Raw genomic sequence first — 19,091 nt, 5'->3', positions numbered from 1 at the left:
GCGTACTAAGTCTCGTCGGCCTGCGGCGCCATACGCAAACCTATATCGCCCAAAGTTTGCCGCAACAGCGGCACTGCCATATTGCCGATCAGTTCTTTAAATGCTGCTCCATCGTCATCTAGAGAGGCAAGCGCCTCGTCATCGACCTTAAAGCTTTGCGCCAAGGTGCGGGCGATAACGCGGCGCGAGACCGGATCGATCAGCTTGATCATTACCTGCAAGGACGTTTGCCCCTCGAAGATCCGATACCTGCCTACCCCTACTTCCAAAATGGCATCGTAATCGCCTCTCTCAACATAATTGACCGGCGTCCAATCCAGTCCATACCAAGCCTGAATCGCCTCGTGCCAACGCGGTAAACTGGCGGAACCCTCCGCCCATGGCAAATGGTAGTAGTCTCGGCTCAATTCACTTTTCCGATTTTCCACGGCCAGCAGATTGCGCAGCTTTTGGGCGGAGACAAGGGCTGGCGTCCAATGCAAATCGGTTTTCGCGAAGCCACCTGCATTCGTCGGCGAGGCTTTAGTAATTGCATCCGCATGCTGCGTTTGATCACCGTAAACCATACCCGTAACGAGAATACCGCCTGCGGTTTGATACAGCTTGGTCGGTAGGGCTAAACCCAAGACCATGTTTTGAGCATGCCGGTAAGCCGGGTCGCGTCGTTCGATCAAATCCGGTATCACTTCCAGGGGCGGCGCTTCTACCGGCACAATCAAAATGCTGTGCAATTGATCGACTTGTGACGCGGCCGGCCTGATGCTCGGCGCCGCGCACCCAGCGAGCAAGATTGGCAACACCAAGCCAAACAGAATTTTTTTGTGATCTTCAAATAACTGGGCAAACCAACGTGTTGAAGTTTTCATGTTTTCCTCCGCACCCAACAATGCCATCGAATCGATACATTACAGGCTAAGCACTATAAAAACCGCATTGATATAAGACAAGCGATATTTATTGGACTTTAATATCGACAAATGCAATATTAAAATCATGGACATCGACCAAATCAGAACCTTTTTAAGCGTTGCGGCCAACGGCAGTTTTCTGGAGGCCGCTAACCGTTTGTACGTAACGCAATCGACGGTTAGCACCCGCATCCAGCGCCTGGAAGCCTATTTGGGCGTGACGCTGTTTGTTCGCAATCGCTCCGGGGCCAGCCTGACCTTGCCGGGCCGGCGTTTTTTACCGCACGCCAAATCCTTGCTATTAACCCTGGAACAAGCCCGACACGACATCGGTTTGCCCAGCCGGTTTCGGGGCAGCATCAGTATCGGCGCGCGGATTGCCTTGTGCGAAACTTTGTTGCCGGAATGGATTAGTGAAATACGGCGGGCCATGCCCGATATTTCCATTCGCAGCGACATCGGCTTTGAGGAAGACTTGATGCGCAGCTTGGTGGCGGGCGCGCTGGACATAGGCTTGATGTACACCCCCCAACACAGCCCCGGCCTGCAAATAGAACCTTTGTTCGACGAAACCCTGGTGCTGCTGACCACCGACCCCAGTCAGCCCTGGCCGAATGACGATTACATTTATGTCGATTGGGCGCCCGGATTTTATGCTCAGCACAGTAATAGCTACCCGAACCTGGAACGGCCGACGCAGGTGGTGAATATCGGCTGGATGGCGGTACAACTGATTCTGGCGCAAGGCCGCGGCTCCAGCTTCCTGCCGGTACGCCTGGCCGAACCGCTACTACAAGCCGGCAAACTGTTTCCGGTCGCCGATAGCCCGCAATTCAAATTACCGGCTTATATGGTGTCGCAGCGCGATAACGATTCGGCGGTTTTGCAGCAGGTGCTGGAGCAGATCCGCATCTTGGCGGCTCTGGAGCGGCAAAAGGTTTATGCGTTGCCCGATCAATCCAAGGTTGCCGACGCGACGTGAAATGCATCGGCATGGATGTCCTGCAAGGCCGCGCCCTGCAAAAACGCTTGGCGCTTGGTCTGATGCACCATGTCCGGATGGCCGCATAAATACAGCCGCCAACCTTTCAGACTAGGCAAACTCGCCATCGCCACATCGTTGGCCCGGCCCCTAACGACACTTTCCGGTGCGTCGCCACGCGATATACAGGGCGTGTAGTGGAAATTAGAGTATTGGTCGGCAAGCGCCTGCATTTCTTCGATCCAATACAAACCATCCATCTCGCGGCTACCATGGAATAGATGAATATCGCCGCTGTGGCCGTGGTGCAAAGCCTCACTGACTATGCCCGCCAATGGCGCCAAACCACTGCCGGTGCCGATCAGCAACAGGTTTGTCTCCAGGGTAGTCGGCAGGTAGTAACACAGCCCCTGCGGATCGGACACCTCCAGCTTGTCACCGACATTCAACTCCTGATGCGCCCATTCGCTGAAGCGGCCGCCGGCCAAACGGCGGATATGAAAGCTGAGTTTGTTGGCGTGCACACGGTTGTTGGCAATCGAATAACTACGGGTCAAACCGTCGGCGCGTTTCAGGTTCACGAACTGGCCGGCGTAATAATCTATGGTTTCCCGGCACTGCAAGGTGAGTTGCAGCGTTTCCGCATTCAACAAACTTTTTTCGATCACCGTCGCTTCAGTAAAAAAATCGGCGGGCGGACTAATGCTGATAGACATATCCTGCTGCGGATAACACAGGCAGGCCAGGAAATGGTGTTGATGGCGCAAAACATCTTTTAAACCGTCTTGCGCCGCCAGTGGCGGCGGGCCCTGCAAGCTGCGCACCATACAGCTTTGACAGGCACCCTGCCGACAACCGTAGGGGATGTCGATGTTTTCGCGCAGACAGGCGTCCAGCACGGTTTCGCCAGACTCGCAAACAATTTCGCGGTCATTCACGCTGAGTTTATGCACGTTCATCCCCCTACTCCGGCGCCTAGCGGTCCAACACGTCGTTACGGGTGCTTTCGGCAATCGCCGCAACTTGATTGATCAACTCTTGCGGCACATTGAGTTCTTGCAAGGTAGCCGCCAGATTCTCGACCACTGCATCAAAATGTGAATCATCCAAACCCAGTTTTTTAACCAGATGCGCATGGGCTTGGCGCATATCGGCTCCGGAGTAGTTATTCGGACCGCCAAAAGCCATGGTTAAAAAGGACTTTTGTTTGGCGGCCTGCTTGTCCATATCAGTGTTATCGAAAAAGCGGCTGATGCGGTGATCGCTCAACACTTTGCGGTAAAAAATATCGACCGCTGCATTGACTGCCGCTTCGCCGCCCAGTTGTTCGTAAAGTGTCGCTGTGGTTTCGCTCATGATGGTCTGCCTTTCGTTGCCAATTAAAAAAATGCGGCTGTTTAAAGCCGAGCGCAGAGTAAGCGAAAAAAACTACTTTTGCAATATTTTTATTATAAAAGTTATTTATATGTCAAAAATTGGCTTACAGCGCTTTGCGTGATAACTGATCCGGCGTAGAATGCCGCATCACTTATTTCCGACCGTCCCACACGCACATGGTCAAACTTACCGGCTCGCGCCAAGAGCAAATCTTAAAATTACTGCTGTCCACCACGGCCGGCATGAGTATCGACGAGCTGGCCGCACAGTTGGAGATTTCCAGAAACGCCGTGAAGCAACATCTCACCGGCCTGGAAAAAGACCAGTTGGTTCAGGAAGCGGCACTGAACAGCACCGGCGGCCGGCCTGCGCGCAGTTACACGCTGACCGAACAAGGCCGCAACCGTCTGCCCAAGCAATATCCCTGGTTTTGCAACTTGTTGCTGGGCGAGCTAAAAACCGAACTGGGCGAAACGGCCTTGCGGCAAATGCTCTGGCGTATGGGCGTTAACCTGGCGCAGTCATTGGCCCCGCAGTTTAGCGGTAAGGACCCAGCACAAAAGCAAAGCGCGCTGGTGGAATTGATGCAATCGCTGGGTTATCACGCCGAAATGGACCCCGAACAAGCACAGCCAACCATTAAAGCCGTTAACTGCGTTTATCACGATCTGGCGCAACAACACCCGGAACTGTGCGAATTTGATCGCGCGCTGATTACCACGTTATTGAATAGGCCTGTCGAGCAAACCGCTTGCATGGCCTTGCAGGATTGCGCCTGCAAATTCAAAATCTGCAATACAAGCGCCTGAACCAACTTTCCAGTTATTCCAAACAGTTGCCAAAATTTCCGGCTGCGGACTTAAACGCCTGAGCGCAATACGCGGGTTTTTCTACGCGGCGGCTCTCGGTGTTACAATGGCCCTTTCCAGAATGACTATTTTGAATTGCGACCATGAGCCAACCTTACCGTACGACAACCAGCCTGTTTAGCGGGCTGCTGTTATTGTTAACCGCCTTCTCGCTGCAAGCCGCCAGCCCGATTTTTACCCCCGCCGCCCCTAGCGTCGCGGCCTCCAGCTTCTTTCTTTTAGACTTCGACAGCGGACGGGTATTGGCCGAAAAAGACGCCGACAAGCGCGTATCGCCTGCCAGCTTAACCAAAATCATGACCGCCTACGTGGTGTTCCGCGAGCTGAAAGCCGGGCATTTGACGCTAGACGAGAAAGTCACGATCAGCCAGAACGCTTGGGAAACCGGCGGCTCAAAAATGTTCGTCGAGGTAAACAAACAAGTGGCGGTCGAAGACTTATTGCAAGGCATGATCATTCAATCGGGCAACGATGCCAGCGTAGCCTTGGCTGAACACGTCGCCGGCAGCGAACAAACCTTCGCGACAATGATGAACGAACAAGCCAGCCGCCTGGGGATGTCCAACAGCAACTTCGAAAACGCCACTGGTCTGCCCAGCCCCAACCATTACAGCTCGGCGCATGACCTCGCGACCTTGGCCCGCGCGGTTATCAAAGAGTTTCCGGAATATTATCGCTGGGACAAGCAAAAAGAATTTACTTACAACGGCATCACCCAGCAAAACCGCAACCTGCTGCTGTGGCGCGATCCTTCCGTTGACGGTTTGAAAACCGGTTTTACCGACGATGCCGGCTATTGCATGGTGGCTTCCGCCAAACGCGAAGATATGCGTTTGATTTCGGTGGTCATGGGTACCGCCAGCGCCGGCGCGCGTTCCAACGAGAGTCAATCGCTGCTGAATTACGGTTTCCGCTTCTTCGAAACCCATCGTCTGTACGAAGGCAATAAACCGCTGGGCGAAGCCCGGGTCAGAAAAGGTGTGACGTCCAAAGTTGCGGTTGGCTTGCCGGAAGACCTGTATGTCACCGCCCCACGCAAACACTTTAACGAGTTAAAAGCCGAAACCCAGATCGACAAAGGCGTATTCGCGCCGCTTAACAAGGGCGACACGGTCGGCAACCTGAACATTTCGTTGGCTGGCGAATCCATCCTCAGCAAACCGCTGGTGGCTTTGGATGCTGTCGCCGAGGGCGGCATTTTCCGCCGCCTCTACGACGCAGCCATTGGCTTACTGGAAAAAGAATGACCGAGCAAGTCTATCTGAACGGCGCTTATCTGCCATTAGCCGACGCGAAAGTGTCGGTGCTGGATCGCGGTTTTTTATTCGGCGACGGCGTCTACGAAGTGATTCCGGCTTATAACGGCCGGCTGTTCAGACTGGAAGACCATATTGTCCGGCTCAACAATAGCCTGAGCGGTATCCGTTTGCCTTTGCCGCATAGCGTTGCGGACTGGGAAGCGATTTTCCGGCCGCTGCTGGCGGATGACCGGGATCAATACATTTACCTGCAAGTCACCCGCGGCTATGCGCCGAAACGCGATCACGGCTTTCCCGAACAAATCGTACCGACGATATTTGCGATGTGCGCGGACATCAAGCCGTTCGCCGGCCGGATCGACGGCATCAAGGCGATTACGCTGGACGACACCCGTTGGCAGCTCTGCAACATCAAAGCCATCACCTTGCTGGGCAATATTCTGCTTAGGCAGGAAGCGCTGGATCAAGGCAGCGCGGAAGCGATACTGGTGCGCAACGGTTACGTTGTGGAAGGCGCGGCCAGTAATCTGTTTGCGGTGCTGGACGGCGAATTGATCACGCCGCCCAAAAGCCATGAAATCCTGCCCGGCATTACCCGCGACGTGATTCTGGAACTGGCGGCCGCGCATAACATCCCCTACCAGGAAGACATCATCGCACTGGAAGCCCTGCACAACGCCAGCGAAATCTGGGTCACCAGTTCCACTCGCGAGATCGTGCCGGTCATCGAACTGGACGGCCAGCAAGTCGGTGACGGCAAACCCGGCCCGGCCTGGAAACGCATGGACGACTTACTGCAAGCCTACAAAAAATCACTATCATGAGCGAAACCGAAAGTTTACTGGAATTTCCCTGCCAGTTTCCTATCAAGGTGATGGGCAAACATAGCGACAATTTCGACGCTATCGTCGTGGAAATCGTCCGCCGCCATGTCCCGGACATCCTGGAAGGCGCGGTCACCACCCTGCCCAGCAAAGGCGGCAATTATTTGGCGGTGACAATCATGATCGAAGCCCATAGCCGTGAACAGCTGGACGCGATCTACCTGGGCTTGACGGCCTGCCCCGATGTATTGATGGCGCTGTAAGCCGAACGGATGCCCAGTAAGGCGACGACAATCCTCCGGGATTTGGGGGCGCAAGACTATATCGGCGTCTGGCAAGCCATGCAGCAATTCACTGCCGAACGCGATGACAACACTGACGATGAAATCTGGATCGTCGAGCATCCGCCGGTTTATACCCTGGGTTTAAACGGCAAACGCGAACATTTTCTTAAAGCCAACAACATCGCAATCGTTGAAAGCGACCGCGGCGGCCAAGTGACCTATCACGGTCCCGGCCAGTTGGTAATCTACCTGTTAGCCGATTTGCGCCGTTTAAACAAAGGTCCCAGACAAATGGTGACTATCCTGGAAAGCGCAGTGATAAACACCTTGCGGCAATACGGCATCGCCGCCCAAGCCGAGCCCAAGGCACCGGGGGTCTATGTCAATCAGCAAAAAATTGCTTCGCTAGGCCTGCGTATCAAGCGCGGTTGCTGTTACCATGGCTTAAGCATCAATAACGATATGGATTTGGCGCCGTTTACAGACATCAATCCCTGCGGCTATGCCGGCTTGCAAGTCACGCAACTGACCGATTTGGGGGTTAAGATCACTAATCAGGAACTCGCGGTGCCGGTTGTGCATCAGTTACTGCAAGCAATAGAAATCTGAAACAAGCAAACTCGACAAGCGTCGCTGGAAACAGCCAAGCTTGCGGAGATTCAAAAACCAACCCAAATGCCCGGTGGCAATATGACACTCAACGCCCCTTCCCGCTCCACGCCAGAAACTCACCAACGCAACGCCGACAAGCTGTCGCGAATCCCGGTCAAGGTGGAAAAACCCGAACAAATCTTGCGTAAGCCGGATTGGATCCGCATCAAATTGCCGACCGGCGACCAAGTCAACCGGATTAAGCAATCGTTACGCGAGAATCGCCTGCACACCGTCTGCGAAGAAGCCGCCTGCCCCAACTTGAGCGAATGCTTCAGCCACGGCACCGCCACGTTCATGATCATGGGCGATTTGTGCACCCGCCGCTGTCCGTTCTGCGATGTCGCCCACGGCAAACCACAGCCTTTGGATGCGGAAGAACCGGCCAATCTGGCCGTGACCATTGCCGCGATGGCTTTGAAATACGTGGTCATCACCTCCGTGAACCGCGACGACTTACGCGACGGTGGCGCCAGCCATTTTGCCGCTTGTATCGCGGCAGTGCGCAGCCAGTCGCCCAATACCACCATCGAAGTATTGGTACCGGATTTTCGCGGCAGGATGGATACAGCACTGGACATTCTGCAACAACAGCCCTGCGATGTGTTCAACCACAATCTGGAAACGGTACCGCGCCTGTATCTGCAAGCCCGCCCCGGCGCCGATTACCATATTTCGCTCCAATTGCTGCAACAACACGGACAACGCTTACCGAAAGTTCCGACCAAATCCGGCTTGATGTTGGGTATAGGCGAAACCGAAACGGAAGTGATAGACGTGATGAAAGACTTGCTGGCCCACGGCGTCAGCATGCTGACTTTGGGCCAGTATTTACAACCCAGCAAGGACCATTTGGCGGTACAGGAATATATTCATCCCGACCAATTTCAGCGCTATGCTGACATCGCCCGCGAATTGGGATTCAAACAGGTCGCCAGCGCGCCCTTGGTAAGATCTTCTTATCACGCTGATTTACAAGCGGCGGGAGTTGGCAAATAGCCGTGCTGCCGCCGACTAAACACTTGAGAGGCGTAAAACCTTGCGCCTCCGCGCATAACCGGTAACACTATTTGTTTTTTAAAAGCCATCCAAGCATATGAATCCATTCAGAACATTCACATTGGCAAGCACCGTCGTTCTGGGAACTTCGCTAATCAGCGGCTGCTCGTTTTCCACCAGCTCCGAGAGCTCGTCCGACAGCCTAGGCAGCTTGTCTGACAGTTCCGGCGGCATCTTCAAAAGCACATCCAGCCCCTTCACCTCCAGTTCCGACTCGTCGCGTAACAAGCGCGATAAATACGAAACCGATGTAGCTGACTACACCGCTACCTTCGTGGTGTCCAGCAGCAGCACGCTGGATAGTTTTCGCCGGCATCTCAGCGAATTGGCCGAAAGCCATGAGATCACCAACTGGGAGACCGACCGCAATACTTACGTCGGCATCGGCCGCGGACTTGCCAAAGCCAAGCTCGGCAAACCGCAAATTTCCGCGTTTACCGAAAGTTTGAGCGATAACGAACCGTGGAAAAAACAAGCTATTGAAGAAGGCTTGAAAAAATAATTCCACCAATAGTCGCCCACTTAGCCATGCCAGTTGCTGGCTTGAGATTCGCAAAGTGGGCGATGGTGCTGGGCAGTTTAATTTGGATAACCGTTGCCGAAGCCGACCAAAGTCGTCATTTCGAATTCCTGTACATAGACGCCAACGAAGGCAGTGCCAGCGGTGGCCATGCCGCGATTAAATTCGACCAGCAAGTCTTTCATTTTCAACACATCGAACCGGGCTTGCTGCGTCTGTATCGCAACGATGCGGCGGCCTTTGAGTTTGCCTACGGCTTTCAGGAAAACCGTAACATATACGGTCACCGCATCGAAGTGTCTGAGGATTTTTTTCAAACACTACGGGACACCTTTAGTCGCCGCCTGTTTATTCAAAACCAGCAATTGTCGCTGTTACAAGCCTTGTACGACGATCAAGCGCTAGTTGCAGGCTTGCAACGTCTTGGCTCTGCGCCGCCTCTACCCATAAAAGGATTGGGTTATTTTTTGAAGCAATACCGGGCGACGGAAGCGTTCACTGTCGAGGCAGGCAAACCCAGCAACAGCAGCCAAGCATTACAACAATTGCACGAAGCCATCGTTAACGAGTATGGCGAAGATTTTTTGGCGGCCAAGCGCCAGCAAGCTTGGCAAACCCTGCAAGCCCTGAAACCGGAATTAGCAGTTAATCCCAGTGCTAACGAACCCAAAGACATGCGGTTTACCGCCACGAACAGTTCGTTTGCCGAACGCTACCGCAATCAGTTGCTGAATCTGGCCGCGCTGGATGTGCTGCACGCCAGGTTGTCCCCGCTTAGCGAAAGTTTGTTAGAAATTCCCGAGGCGGCATGCAAACTCAACTCCGCGCAACGCGCCAAGCTGCAAGATTTTCGGCAGCGTTTGTTTGCCGATTTAATGACCCTGATGCGCAGCCAGCGCAGCGACTGGGGTTATCCACTGTTGGTGGGAATGGCCCGCTTGCATGCGCTGGACCATGCCGTCGCTTCGGGCTATCTGAGCGTGCTGGACCGCAGCCGCCCCGAGAGTGACGACCCACAAGCCGCTATTATCGACGAAGACAATTTGCCGGCAGCGCTGCAATACAGCCAAGAGCTGTTTGCTGCGGCGTCCAAACAACTCGACAGCCCCATAGCGCTGGATGAGCTTGCTTACTCGGAACTGGAGCTAAGCGCAACAGCGTTAATGCAATTACATAAGCCGCGCCATGAGCAGCAATCTTTGCAGCTGTTGCCATTGACAAGCACACCATCGCGACCGGCAGCGGCGGAATTGCTTGGTTTACCGCTGCCTACCAGCGAACTGGCAGATTTCCAAAACAGCGTCACGCAGCAAATCGAAACCTATCAAAGCCAATTGCAATCTCTGTATGGCTACAACTTGCTTAGCCGCAATTGCGCCACCGAAATCTTTCGGCTCATCAACCAGACGGTTGCTGACATCTCGGCTACAGCCGGGGAAAGCACAATTCAGGCGTCGCAGCGACTGCTGGGCGGTTACGTTGACGAAGGCGGCTTGAACATGATTCCGTTTATCGCCTATGACCAGATAGGAAGTACATATCGACTAAGCACCAGCTTCCAGCGCCAGCCCTACAGAGAACGGCAGCGGCAACAGCGTTACCGGCAGATGCCGCAATGGCAGGTGGATTTACAGGAATCCAATACCCTGAGTTCGAGTATTTATCAATGGAACGGGGACGACGCGGCGTTTTTATTCTTTACTCAAGATCAGCTATGGCCTCGGCCATTACAGGGAGGCTTCAATCTGGCGGTAGCCGGCGGCCAGGGCCTTTATGGTTTGTTCAGTTGGCCGTGGGATGACGGGGACAATCTACACAAAGGCTTGAAAGGCATTGTCGTCAGCCTGCCGGAGCTGTTGTTTTTTAACATCCGTAAAGGCTCGTTTCCTGGATTGCTGCCGGAGACAGGTATATATCGGCGTGAAGCTTTTTAACCAGGCTACCTTGCGACTATAGCGTTAGACTATCGAACGGTCAGAGAGGTGGGAGGAATAATTTGTTAGGGCTTTATCGGACTACCCTCAGCCCCTAGGCAATTTGCGGTGAAATTCTAGGGCATCAGGCTCGAACATCAATAAATCTGCCTTTACCACCTTCGTTATTTTGATCGGCGGCTTCTTTAGCAGCCGGTTGGACTTGCTGAAACGCTTGCGTGGGGCTGTTTGACTGCGCCTTTTTGACTGTTGGAACATTGGCCCCGGCAGCACTATAAATTTGCGACGCGCCTGAATTAATTGACATGTATGACATTGGCTACCTCTTGTTCACGGATTTAATGGCTACAACTCTACTCGAGAGCGGCCAATTTTATTCTAAGCCCCTTATATGAGTTGCCTGTCGCCTCGCAGTTTTAGAGATAAGTGTTATAACAGCATTGAGGCTATGCCTGAATTGCTCTAATTTGCCCAAAATCCCGCAATAAACCGTTCTCCTATTGGTCTCAGACCGGGAAAACACCAGTCGGTGTTCCGCTTATCAACCCGCCCTATTTGTTATTGGCATTGCGTTCGGACTGATTTTTTTTGAAGCCATGACTTTGACAGGCTCTGTGCAAGCTGTGTCAATGCGCTGGGTTGAGCGCTGTAGCGTAAGATCAACGCTTGATGACCGGGCTCACTGGCGCCGCATTCTGCGGTACAAAAGGCGGGGGAGTCGGCGTCGTGGTTGCGGCTGGCGTAGCAAAATCAAACGTGGCGATACAGTTGACACCGCCGATCAGTTCGTCGCTGGGGTTAGGCAAGGTCATGCGCACCGTAAAGCTGCCGCTGGCCGGATCGATCAATTGGTCCACTTTGGTGACTGTGGCTTTCACGACTTTTTTGGCCGGCAGTTCGGGGCGTACTTCCACTTCCATACCAGGCTGAATCAAGCCAAAATATTCAGTCGGCGCGATCAGCTCAACGCGCAAAGGATTGACTTGCGCCAGCTTCATAATCGCACGATCACTGACGGACTCACCGGGCATGGCATAGCGGTCTATCACAATACCGTCTATAGGGCTTTTGATGGTTTTAACCTCCAGTTGTGCCTTGGCCATTTCAAATGCCAACATCGCCGACTTTTTACGTTCCTCCGCCTTTCTCACCTCGATTCCCGCTAACACCACTTCGGTTTCGACTTTATCTTTCTCGATTTGCGAAATGACACTACTCGTGGCCAAGCTACGATAGCGGGTGCGGTTGCGCGTGGCGTACTCCAGTTTCACTTTCTGATTGCGTACCTCGCTGCTGCTCTCTGCATCGGCCTTGGCCTGGTTGAACTTGGCCAATTCCACCGACGCTTCCAATTGGGCAAGTGGTTGGCCTTTGGCAACGTGATCACCCTTATCGACCAACAGCGCTTCGACGGTACCCGCCACCGGGCTACTCAGCTCGACGTACATTTCCGGCTTGACCATGCAATCCAGATTGGCGGCAAACAGCGTGTCACCGCATACCATCAGCCCGAGTAGCGTGAGATAAAAACGTTGGGTTCTAAGCATCTGTATAAAAAAATTCGGAGCGGTTGACTAACAGGATTTTCAATCCCTGTTTTTGTAACAAATTTAGCAAACTCAAGGCACAAGAATTATTCAAACTTGCCGGCAAAAGCCAGAATACGAGATAAATGCTTATCCTGCTGCATCAATTGCCTTCTGATCTTGCGTTGCCGCAGCTCCTTGAAATGTTGGGGCAAACGTAAAACCAGCTGTCCCCAGAGTGCCGGCAGCGATTCGCCATCGGCCAACATCCGCGCCAAGTTCTTGAGAATAACCGGGGAATAATATTCTTGTAACACAGTATCTTCCAGAGCAAGTATCGCCTCACAGCTACCCGGATCGCCTTGCCGGGCAGAGCGCCCGTATAATTGCCGGTCAATACGGCGGGATTCGTTGCAGTTCAACGCGATCACGTGCAAACCTCCCAATTCCGCCACGCCCAATCCCAAAGCAATATCAGTACCACGGCCCGCCATATTCGTAGCTACAGTAATAGCGTACAACTGCCCTGCTTGCGCAATGATCTCGGCCTCGTGTTGATCTTGTTCCGCATTCAACACCCGGTGAACCAAGCCCGCCGCTTCCAGCCAGACACTGACCTCCAGCGACTCGGCTACCGAACCGGTGCCTACCAATATTGGCCGGCCTTGCGCGTGTATTTCCGCGACCCGTTGTAAAAATGCCCGTTGCTTGGCCGCTTGCGTGGAATAAACCCTCTCGCTGAGTATTTTTCGTTTCGAAACCCTGTGGGTTGGCACTTTTACGCTATGCAAACCATAAACGCGCTGCATTTCCGTCGCCACTTCCCGCACCGTGCCCGAAATACCGGCCAGTTTGAGATAGCGGCTGAAAAAGCGCTGGTAACTGATCCGGGCCAGCGGCTCGCGTTGTTCGGAAATCAAGCAACCTTCCTTGGCTTCTATCATTTGTTGCAAGCCCTGCTCCCAAGACCGGTCTTCCATCACCCGGCCGGTAAACTCGTCGATGATTTGTACCTTGTTATCTTTGAGGATGTATTGCTTGTTGCGCTTGAAACAATACTCAGCAATTAACGCCTGTTTGACCATGGCTTCCCGCCAGCGCTTGTTTTTCCAACTCGGTCCCAAGCCGATAATCATATCCGCAATGGTATTTTCGCCTTGCGGCGTCAGTTCGACATCCCGAGTTTTCGGGTCCATGACAAAGTCGTCGTTGATGAACAACGATGAGGCCAGATACAAGGCGTCACCGTAGGTTTCCGGAGACTCCTCATTCGGCCGGGTCTGGGTAATGATCAGCGGCGTTTTGGCTTCATCGATCAATACGCTATCGGCTTCATCAATGATGGCAAAGCATAAGCCACGCATGATCAGCGCGTTGCTTTTCGGCTGTTTGATTTGCCGTTGAATTTGCTTGAATTGAAATTTTAACAAGCCCACATCCTCGCCCATCTCGATGCGGTCACGCAGATAATCAAAGGCAATTTGTTTATTCGTCGTATGGACGATGGGTTGTTGATACATTTTTCGGCGCAGTTCAAGGTCCATACCGTCAACCACCGCGCCGGATTTCAAGCCCAGGCGCAGATAAAGCGGTTTCAAAATCTCCTCATCGCGCGCCGCCAGATAATCGTTGGCAGTAATCACATGCACCGGTATGCCTGCCAAGGCGGCGGTGCAGGCCGGCAAGGTCGCGGTCAGCGTCTTGCCTTCGCCGGTTTCCATTTCCGCCAGCATACCGTTGATCATTAACCAGCCACCAAACAATTGCACGTCAAAATGCCGTTTATTCAGCGTCCGACCGGCGGTTTCGCGAATCAGCGCGAAGGCGCTGATTATCAGCTCTTCGGTCAGACCATGCCGGTATAGATTTTCCCGCAGCTCCAGAATGGCAATGGTCAACTGTTGCTCGTTGTAGTGGCTTAACGGGGCGGCAACTTTTTCAACTCGACTGACGATATAAGCCTGACTGAAACGCTGGCGATTCAGGCGTTTGTGGAGTTTGTCGAAAAATGCCGCGGCGCCTTGCTCGAAATCGCTTAGTCGACTTTCCGGCTTTTGCGGGTAGCTGCCGAAATGCACCCCTGGACGCAACACCAACTCAGACATTGAACTGCCTCAAAAATACCTGGCGTACCCGGCGGTACAGCTGAGTCATAATCGATTCGCCGCCATGGTTGATCCTCACATAAGCGCGCATACCTATCGGCAGATTTTTCGGCGGCGAGAAGTCCAGATCGACCAAAAAGATTTTTTGCAGGGTTTGCATGTCTTGTTCGTTTTCCGTATTCACGCGGATCTTGCCGCCACCGGTGGTCGCCAGGGCCGGGCTGGGTAGCGTATTGGTCGCTTCCGGCGCCAGCCTGATAATCCGGGCCGGGTAGTCCCGATACGGATCACTCACCAGGCGCACATTGATTTCCGGGCTGCCTTGCCGTAGCAAGCCAATATTGTCTTGCGTTACCACCATGCGGATGGTCGGCGGCTGTTCATCCAGAATGTAACCAATCAACTCACCCTGACGCAAATAACTACCGGTCAGATCGTCGGCATCCGGTAACAAAATGTAGCCGGATTTCGCCGCGCTCACAATCATCGCACTGGCTTTTTTGTGCAAATGATCCAGTTCGGATTCCGCGACGCGCAGCGATTCTTTCAAAATTTCCGCCTTCACTAAATCCGACTCTTTCTCCGCCCGATATTGGCTTTGCAACTCGGCCACTTTGGCGCGAGCGATCTTGGCTTTGGCTTCCAATGCATCGTCATGCATGACCAGCAACACATCCCCCTGATTCACAAACTGATTGGATTTCACCAGCAATTCGCCGATGAAACCGTCTTGCTCCACCTTGATCAACGCTTCGTCGGGTAGCCACACCACGCCTTCAGCCAGCGTGTAATTGGGAATCGGCAAAGCACCAAAAACCAGAACCACAAACAAGGCCAAGCCTGCCGTGGTCAGCAGCGCCTTATCTCTTTTCCGACTCAGACTGGGACTGGTAAACACAAAACGTATGGCTTTATACAGCGGAAACACGACCTGTAATGACACCATCAACAACGCAACGGCGATGCCCAGTGAGAAAAATTTTTCGGTCAGATAAATACAGACGAACCACAACATCATCAGGCGGTAAGTCAGCGATGCCAAACTATAGATGACAAACCAAGCCGTTTCGCCTGGTGCGGAGGCTGGGGACACCGCCTGTTTCAAATCAAACAAATAACGCTGGGCCAAATAGGCCCAGATTTGGCTTGAACGCTGATACAAATTGGGAATGCTCAAAGCATCGGCCAGAATGTAATAGCCGTCGTACTTCAATAATGGGTTCCCGTTAAAAAACAACGATGAGACGCCGCCAGTCAGCAGGATGTCGAAACCCATATCCTGGACAAATCCGGTCTCGGTACTCAAAAATAAGAACAGGCCGAGCGCGGCCAGAAATCCTTCCACCAAAATGCCGGCGGCGCTGATCAACATCCTGTCGTGCTTGTTACGCAGATGGTTGGCGGCGGAGACATTGACGTAAGGCACCGGCATGAACAATAAAAAATTGACGCCCATTTCATGCACTTCGCCGCCTTTCAACTTCATCGCAAAGCCATGCCCCAATTCATGGAGGATTTTGATCAAGGGGTACAGCAAGAACATGATCAAAAAATTGTAGGGAGCCAAAGCATTCAATTCAAAATGATGGCTGATTTCCGGCCAATTAGCCCCTGCTTGCAGCAAAGCAATTGCAATGACTAGCAGCCAGACCACGCCGAACTTGACGCTGAACAGACCCGCCACTTTGGATACATGTTTGCTGAGAAACTCGTCCGGATCGCACAACGGCAATTTCAGCGAGAGCGGATTCAACAATCGCTGATTGCTTTTCGCGCTGCTTAAACGCGCCTGACGCTCGAATAATTCTTCGGTGTTGACCAAGGCTTCGGTTTGAATCAAATCAGCCTGATGCAATTGCCCCAGTAGTTGAATAAGGTCTTGTTGGCTGGGTGCATAGTCGCCCAGCTGCCGATTCAGGATGTCCGCAATCTCTTGTACGCTCAACTTGCCGTCCAACAGCCCGATGAACTGATAGGCCAGGCTATTAAAGCGCTGATGGCGGGCGGTATTGGGGTCTTCCAGGATGTACCAGATCAGGCCGCGATACTCGTGGCGATGGATTTCGATATGGCTATGCAATTTGGGTTTGAGCTTGGCGACCCGGTACCAGTGCGGGCTGAACAGTTCGTTAGCCATGAGCAAACCTCAGCATCCGATTCACCAGGACCAAATCCACAAGCGCAGCCAAGCCAGCATGTCGTGGCTCCATATCCACAACAAACTAGCGCGTCCAGCTTCGATCTTGCCAACACCTTCCATCCCCGGCCGCAATAAGTCAGGGGCTTTTTCCAGGCTGGCTTCCACCCGGAAGACATTCTTGCCGCTATCGGTTTTGGCCACTGCGGTAATCTTTTGCACCAACAGCGGAAAGGTCCGGCTGGGCATACTGGCCAGCACCAAAGAGCCTTTTTGACCTTCCTGAACATAGGAAATCAGGCTTTCATCCACTTTCAGAATGATGCGGTAACCCTCCAACGGGGCAATCTTGAACAGGATTTCACCGCGTTCGACCGGTGAACCAAGTTTCTGACTCAAATCGCCTTCAATCACCACCCCATCAAACGGCGCGGCCAGATTGATTTTCTGCAACTGCTGGCGGGTCAGCTCCATTTCCGCGTCGGCCTGGTCGATTTGCGCGCTGATGACCCTGACTTTCACGAGATCACCACCTGACAAGGCTTCACGGTATTCGCGACGGAATTTTTGCAGCTGTCCGTCCAGCTTGCTCAATTCCAGTTGTAATTCCGCATCGTCCAGGCTAGCCATCAGTTCGCCTTGCCGCACCGTGTCGCCGGCGCGTAATGCCGCCGATTGCAAAAATCCGGAAATGGGCGCAGCGACCACCCGCTGAATTTTGCCTTCCAACACCGCGTTGGCGGTCACCCGAAAATCACTGCGCCACACAGAGCTGATCAACAAAAACAACACCACACCCAGCGCGGTCAATTTCACTTTGAAGTGTTTGACGCCCATCAGGTAGGCCAGCCGTTGTTTAAGCTTGATGCCGATTTTTACCGACAACGCTTGTTCGTCGAGTTTTTTTAAAGCCAGATAGGGCGAGATCAGTGCCAGGGCTTGTTGGCAAAGTAGAACGGTTTCCTTAGCAAACGACTGTTCTTCGCTGCGTAGCAGGGTAACCGCGCCGATAAACTTACCGTCATGCAGCATAGGTACGGTCAGCAATGATCCATAACCATACTTGCGGACGATTTCCTGATGGGCGCGCTGGATGCTGACCGATTTGACATCCGGAACCACCACCACGCTATCCTGTTCGATGGCTTCGTCCATCGCGTCGGCGATTTTTTGCAACAGATTGGCTTGCTGGTCAAATTGCGCGTTGTTGGAAATCGCCACTACCGTGCTGTAGTTGTCTTTGAATTCGCCGATAGCAACCCGATCGCAGCCCAGCACGCGCGTCAATTCCGTGCCCAGGCTAATCAAAACCTCGCGGTAACTATTTTGCTCGAAACAAGCAGCCAGCAAACCGACTACCGAACTGTAAAAATCGTCGTTCAACTGCAAACGGCCTTGCGCCAAACGCCACCACTCCACGCTCTGCTCCAGCGTGGCAAAAACAGCCGCGCGCCGGTCAGCAACCGAATGCTCCAATTTGAGCGCAATCACGCCTAATAGTACCGAACCGTCAAATACCGGCAGACCGAAAAAGTCATATTGCCGTTGATCCGGCTTCGCCACATTAGGAATGTAACTGGGTTGATTTTTATCCAGTGTGAGTTTGCAAATAGCCGATAGCTCGGCGGCATCGGCAAGGTTCTCCGGCCATTTCGCTAAGAGTCTCAGTGTTTTGCCATCCGCATCAGTTACCATCAGTGCCGCAGCCTCAGTTTGCGGCACAATGCGGCAGACTATCTCCAACCACTGCTGGGCAAATCTAACGCTCATGGTGGGAAACCTCGTCCTGACCGGCAGAACTGAGAACAATGCTCTGCGGACACAACATCAAAAATATATCATCGAGATGGGTGGCTATTTCCTGGCTAACCAGGTCTTTCAAATTGGCGGGGATGGCGGCAAATTGTTGATGGCTATCCTTTAAGCCACTCAGCGCTTGGTTAAATTGTTCCGGCTCAGCAAACACTTGCTGCGCCAGATAAATCAGATAGGTTTCGTTGCGGTAATGCGGATCGGTAAGTTCGGGATGCAGTTGGTGAGCGATGATGTGCGAATACACCTCGGGCAAATGCCATAAACGCATCAGTTCAGAGCCCAACTGGCAATAATCAAAACCAAACAACAGCCGTTCCTGCTCGTCAATCGGCAAACCCTCCTCCCGGCTTGCCATCAATGCGTCCAGCGCCTGTTCCGGGGCTTTGACAAACATCGCCGCGTGGCCGATTTCTAATAACAGCCCTAGCGCAAAAAAACGATGTCCGGCAGGTAGTCCGGCAAGTTTAGCCAGCGTGCGGCAGGCGATACCGCATTCGATGCCATGCAACCAGAACTCTTTCAAGTCCATCACCGCGTCGGGAATATTGCAAAACGTGCGTATGCAAAGACTGCTCAACAGCAAATCATGCAACTGAATGGTACCGATCAAGCTGATCGCATCATAGAGATCATAGGCTTTGCGGTTAAAGCCAAAGAAGCTGCTGTTGGCCATGCGGATTATGCGGATGCTCAGCATGGAATCGGTTTGCAGCACAGCAACATAGTCGCGGATTCTGGCATCCGGCTTTTCTAATAACAACCTGATTTTCAGATACACCTCAGGCATCGAAATTTTTTCGGCCAAATCGCAAAGGAATTGTTGTTCAGCTCTCATAGTGGC

The 19,091-nt window shown here is 53.0% G+C and carries 18 protein-coding genes; 9 read left to right on the top strand and 9 right to left on the bottom strand.

What is annotated here, in order from left to right:
* Positions 1 to 5: 5 nt before the first annotated feature.
* Positions 6 to 866 (bottom strand): hypothetical protein, encoded by an 861-nt coding sequence (locus EBB_RS08915; protein ID WP_192393376.1) that lies wholly within the window; start codon positions 864 to 866, stop codon positions 6 to 8.
* Positions 867 to 993: 127 nt separating this feature from the next.
* On the opposite strand from EBB_RS08915, the gene EBB_RS08910 reads away from it, so the two are divergent.
* A complete protein-coding gene (locus tag EBB_RS08910; RefSeq protein WP_192393375.1) occupies positions 994 to 1,890 on the top strand; it encodes a LysR family transcriptional regulator in 897 nt (298 codons plus the stop codon).
* Here the strand turns inward: EBB_RS08910 and EBB_RS08905 are convergent.
* Both EBB_RS08905 and EBB_RS08900 read right to left on the bottom strand, forming a co-directional pair.
* Positions 1,863 to 2,849, bottom strand: a complete 987-nt coding sequence (locus tag EBB_RS08905; RefSeq protein WP_192393374.1) for a 2Fe-2S iron-sulfur cluster-binding protein — start codon at positions 2,847 to 2,849, stop codon at positions 1,863 to 1,865. The genes EBB_RS08910 and EBB_RS08905 overlap by 28 nt on opposite strands.
* Before the next feature lie 16 nt (positions 2,850 to 2,865).
* Positions 2,866 to 3,246 carry a group I truncated hemoglobin gene (locus tag EBB_RS08900; protein ID WP_101054714.1) on the bottom strand — a complete coding sequence of 127 codons (381 nt, stop codon included), beginning with the start codon at positions 3,244 to 3,246 and terminating at the stop codon, positions 2,866 to 2,868.
* 197 nt (positions 3,247 to 3,443) lie between these two features.
* Between EBB_RS08900 and EBB_RS08895 the strand changes: the two genes are divergently transcribed.
* From EBB_RS08895 to EBB_RS08860, 8 genes are all read left to right on the top strand, one after another.
* Positions 3,444 to 4,076 carry a helix-turn-helix transcriptional regulator gene (locus tag EBB_RS08895; protein ID WP_192393373.1) on the top strand — a complete coding sequence of 211 codons (633 nt, stop codon included), beginning with the start codon at positions 3,444 to 3,446 and terminating at the stop codon, positions 4,074 to 4,076.
* A 143-nt stretch (positions 4,077 to 4,219) separates the two neighbouring features.
* Positions 4,220 to 5,383 (top strand): D-alanyl-D-alanine carboxypeptidase family protein, encoded by a 1,164-nt coding sequence (locus EBB_RS08890; RefSeq protein WP_192393372.1) that lies wholly within the window; start codon positions 4,220 to 4,222, stop codon positions 5,381 to 5,383.
* On the top strand, positions 5,380 to 6,219 hold the full coding sequence (locus EBB_RS08885) for a D-amino acid aminotransferase (RefSeq protein WP_192393371.1): 840 nt from the start codon (positions 5,380 to 5,382) through the stop codon (positions 6,217 to 6,219). Before EBB_RS08890 ends, EBB_RS08885 begins: the two co-directional genes overlap by 4 nt.
* The gene (locus EBB_RS08880; RefSeq protein WP_192393370.1) at positions 6,216 to 6,482 is read left to right on the top strand and encodes a YbeD family protein; all 267 of its coding nucleotides are present in this window, start codon (positions 6,216 to 6,218) and stop codon (positions 6,480 to 6,482) included. Before EBB_RS08885 ends, EBB_RS08880 begins: the two co-directional genes overlap by 4 nt.
* A 9-nt stretch (positions 6,483 to 6,491) precedes the next feature.
* The gene (gene lipB / locus EBB_RS08875) at positions 6,492 to 7,112 is read left to right on the top strand and encodes a lipoyl(octanoyl) transferase LipB (protein ID WP_192393369.1); all 621 of its coding nucleotides are present in this window, start codon (positions 6,492 to 6,494) and stop codon (positions 7,110 to 7,112) included.
* 81 nt (positions 7,113 to 7,193) lie between these two features.
* The gene (gene lipA / locus EBB_RS08870; RefSeq protein WP_192393368.1) at positions 7,194 to 8,153 is read left to right on the top strand and encodes a lipoyl synthase; all 960 of its coding nucleotides are present in this window, start codon (positions 7,194 to 7,196) and stop codon (positions 8,151 to 8,153) included.
* Between the two features lie 97 nt (positions 8,154 to 8,250).
* Complete coding sequence (locus tag EBB_RS08865) at positions 8,251 to 8,715, top strand: putative lipoprotein (protein ID WP_192393367.1); 465 nt, start codon at positions 8,251 to 8,253, stop codon at positions 8,713 to 8,715.
* 41 nt (positions 8,716 to 8,756) lie between these two features.
* Positions 8,757 to 10,667 carry a hypothetical protein gene (locus EBB_RS08860; RefSeq protein ID WP_192393366.1) on the top strand — a complete coding sequence of 637 codons (1,911 nt, stop codon included), beginning with the start codon at positions 8,757 to 8,759 and terminating at the stop codon, positions 10,665 to 10,667.
* 124 nt (positions 10,668 to 10,791) lie between these two features.
* Here EBB_RS08860 and EBB_RS08855 read toward each other — a convergent pair whose 3' ends face one another.
* From EBB_RS08855 to EBB_RS08830, 6 genes are all read right to left on the bottom strand, one after another.
* Complete coding sequence (locus EBB_RS08855; protein ID WP_192393365.1) at positions 10,792 to 10,983, bottom strand: hypothetical protein; 192 nt, start codon at positions 10,981 to 10,983, stop codon at positions 10,792 to 10,794.
* 343 nt (positions 10,984 to 11,326) lie between these two features.
* Positions 11,327 to 12,214: an efflux RND transporter periplasmic adaptor subunit gene (locus EBB_RS08850; protein ID WP_192393364.1), complete on the bottom strand. Its 888-nt coding sequence runs from the start codon at positions 12,212 to 12,214 to the stop codon at positions 11,327 to 11,329.
* A gap of 86 nt (positions 12,215 to 12,300) precedes the next feature.
* Positions 12,301 to 14,298 (bottom strand): preprotein translocase subunit SecA, encoded by a 1,998-nt coding sequence (locus tag EBB_RS08845; protein WP_192393363.1) that lies wholly within the window; start codon positions 14,296 to 14,298, stop codon positions 12,301 to 12,303.
* The gene (locus EBB_RS08840; RefSeq protein WP_192393362.1) at positions 14,291 to 16,435 is read right to left on the bottom strand and encodes a biotin/lipoyl-binding protein; all 2,145 of its coding nucleotides are present in this window, start codon (positions 16,433 to 16,435) and stop codon (positions 14,291 to 14,293) included. Before EBB_RS08840 ends, EBB_RS08845 begins: the two co-directional genes overlap by 8 nt.
* A 21-nt stretch (positions 16,436 to 16,456) precedes the next feature.
* Positions 16,457 to 18,205 (bottom strand): GAF domain-containing protein, encoded by a 1,749-nt coding sequence (locus EBB_RS08835; protein ID WP_192393361.1) that lies wholly within the window; start codon positions 18,203 to 18,205, stop codon positions 16,457 to 16,459.
* The gene (locus EBB_RS08830) at positions 18,195 to 19,085 is read right to left on the bottom strand and encodes an HDOD domain-containing protein (protein ID WP_192393360.1); all 891 of its coding nucleotides are present in this window, start codon (positions 19,083 to 19,085) and stop codon (positions 18,195 to 18,197) included. Before EBB_RS08830 ends, EBB_RS08835 begins: the two co-directional genes overlap by 11 nt.
* Positions 19,086 to 19,091 lie beyond the last annotated feature (6 nt).

This window comes from Methylomonas fluvii (genome assembly GCF_014850975.1).
Lineage (GTDB): Bacteria > Pseudomonadota > Gammaproteobacteria > Methylococcales > Methylomonadaceae > Methylomonas > Methylomonas fluvii.
Note: the sequence above shows the minus strand (reverse complement) of the source record. Positions and strands in the feature narration are given on the sequence as shown.

Coding starts and splice junctions, on each gene's coding strand:
- EBB_RS08915 (WP_192393376.1), bottom strand. CDS start 866: ATGAAAACTTCAACACGTTGGTTTGCCCAGTTATTTGAAGATCACAAA.
- EBB_RS08910 (WP_192393375.1), top strand. CDS start 994: ATGGACATCGACCAAATCAGAACCTTTTTAAGCGTTGCGGCCAACGGC.
- EBB_RS08905 (WP_192393374.1), bottom strand. CDS start 2,849: ATGAACGTGCATAAACTCAGCGTGAATGACCGCGAAATTGTTTGCGAG.
- EBB_RS08900 (WP_101054714.1), bottom strand. CDS start 3,246: ATGAGCGAAACCACAGCGACACTTTACGAACAACTGGGCGGCGAAGCG.
- EBB_RS08895 (WP_192393373.1), top strand. CDS start 3,444: ATGGTCAAACTTACCGGCTCGCGCCAAGAGCAAATCTTAAAATTACTG.
- EBB_RS08890 (WP_192393372.1), top strand. CDS start 4,220: ATGAGCCAACCTTACCGTACGACAACCAGCCTGTTTAGCGGGCTGCTG.
- EBB_RS08885 (WP_192393371.1), top strand. CDS start 5,380: ATGACCGAGCAAGTCTATCTGAACGGCGCTTATCTGCCATTAGCCGAC.
- EBB_RS08880 (WP_192393370.1), top strand. CDS start 6,216: ATGAGCGAAACCGAAAGTTTACTGGAATTTCCCTGCCAGTTTCCTATC.
- lipB (WP_192393369.1), top strand. CDS start 6,492: ATGCCCAGTAAGGCGACGACAATCCTCCGGGATTTGGGGGCGCAAGAC.
- lipA (WP_192393368.1), top strand. CDS start 7,194: ATGACACTCAACGCCCCTTCCCGCTCCACGCCAGAAACTCACCAACGC.
- EBB_RS08865 (WP_192393367.1), top strand. CDS start 8,251: ATGAATCCATTCAGAACATTCACATTGGCAAGCACCGTCGTTCTGGGA.
- EBB_RS08855 (WP_192393365.1), bottom strand. CDS start 10,983: ATGTCATACATGTCAATTAATTCAGGCGCGTCGCAAATTTATAGTGCT.
- EBB_RS08850 (WP_192393364.1), bottom strand. CDS start 12,214: ATGCTTAGAACCCAACGTTTTTATCTCACGCTACTCGGGCTGATGGTA.
- EBB_RS08845 (WP_192393363.1), bottom strand. CDS start 14,298: ATGTCTGAGTTGGTGTTGCGTCCAGGGGTGCATTTCGGCAGCTACCCG.
- EBB_RS08840 (WP_192393362.1), bottom strand. CDS start 16,435: ATGGCTAACGAACTGTTCAGCCCGCACTGGTACCGGGTCGCCAAGCTC.
- EBB_RS08835 (WP_192393361.1), bottom strand. CDS start 18,205: ATGAGCGTTAGATTTGCCCAGCAGTGGTTGGAGATAGTCTGCCGCATT.
- EBB_RS08830 (WP_192393360.1), bottom strand. CDS start 19,085: ATGAGAGCTGAACAACAATTCCTTTGCGATTTGGCCGAAAAAATTTCG.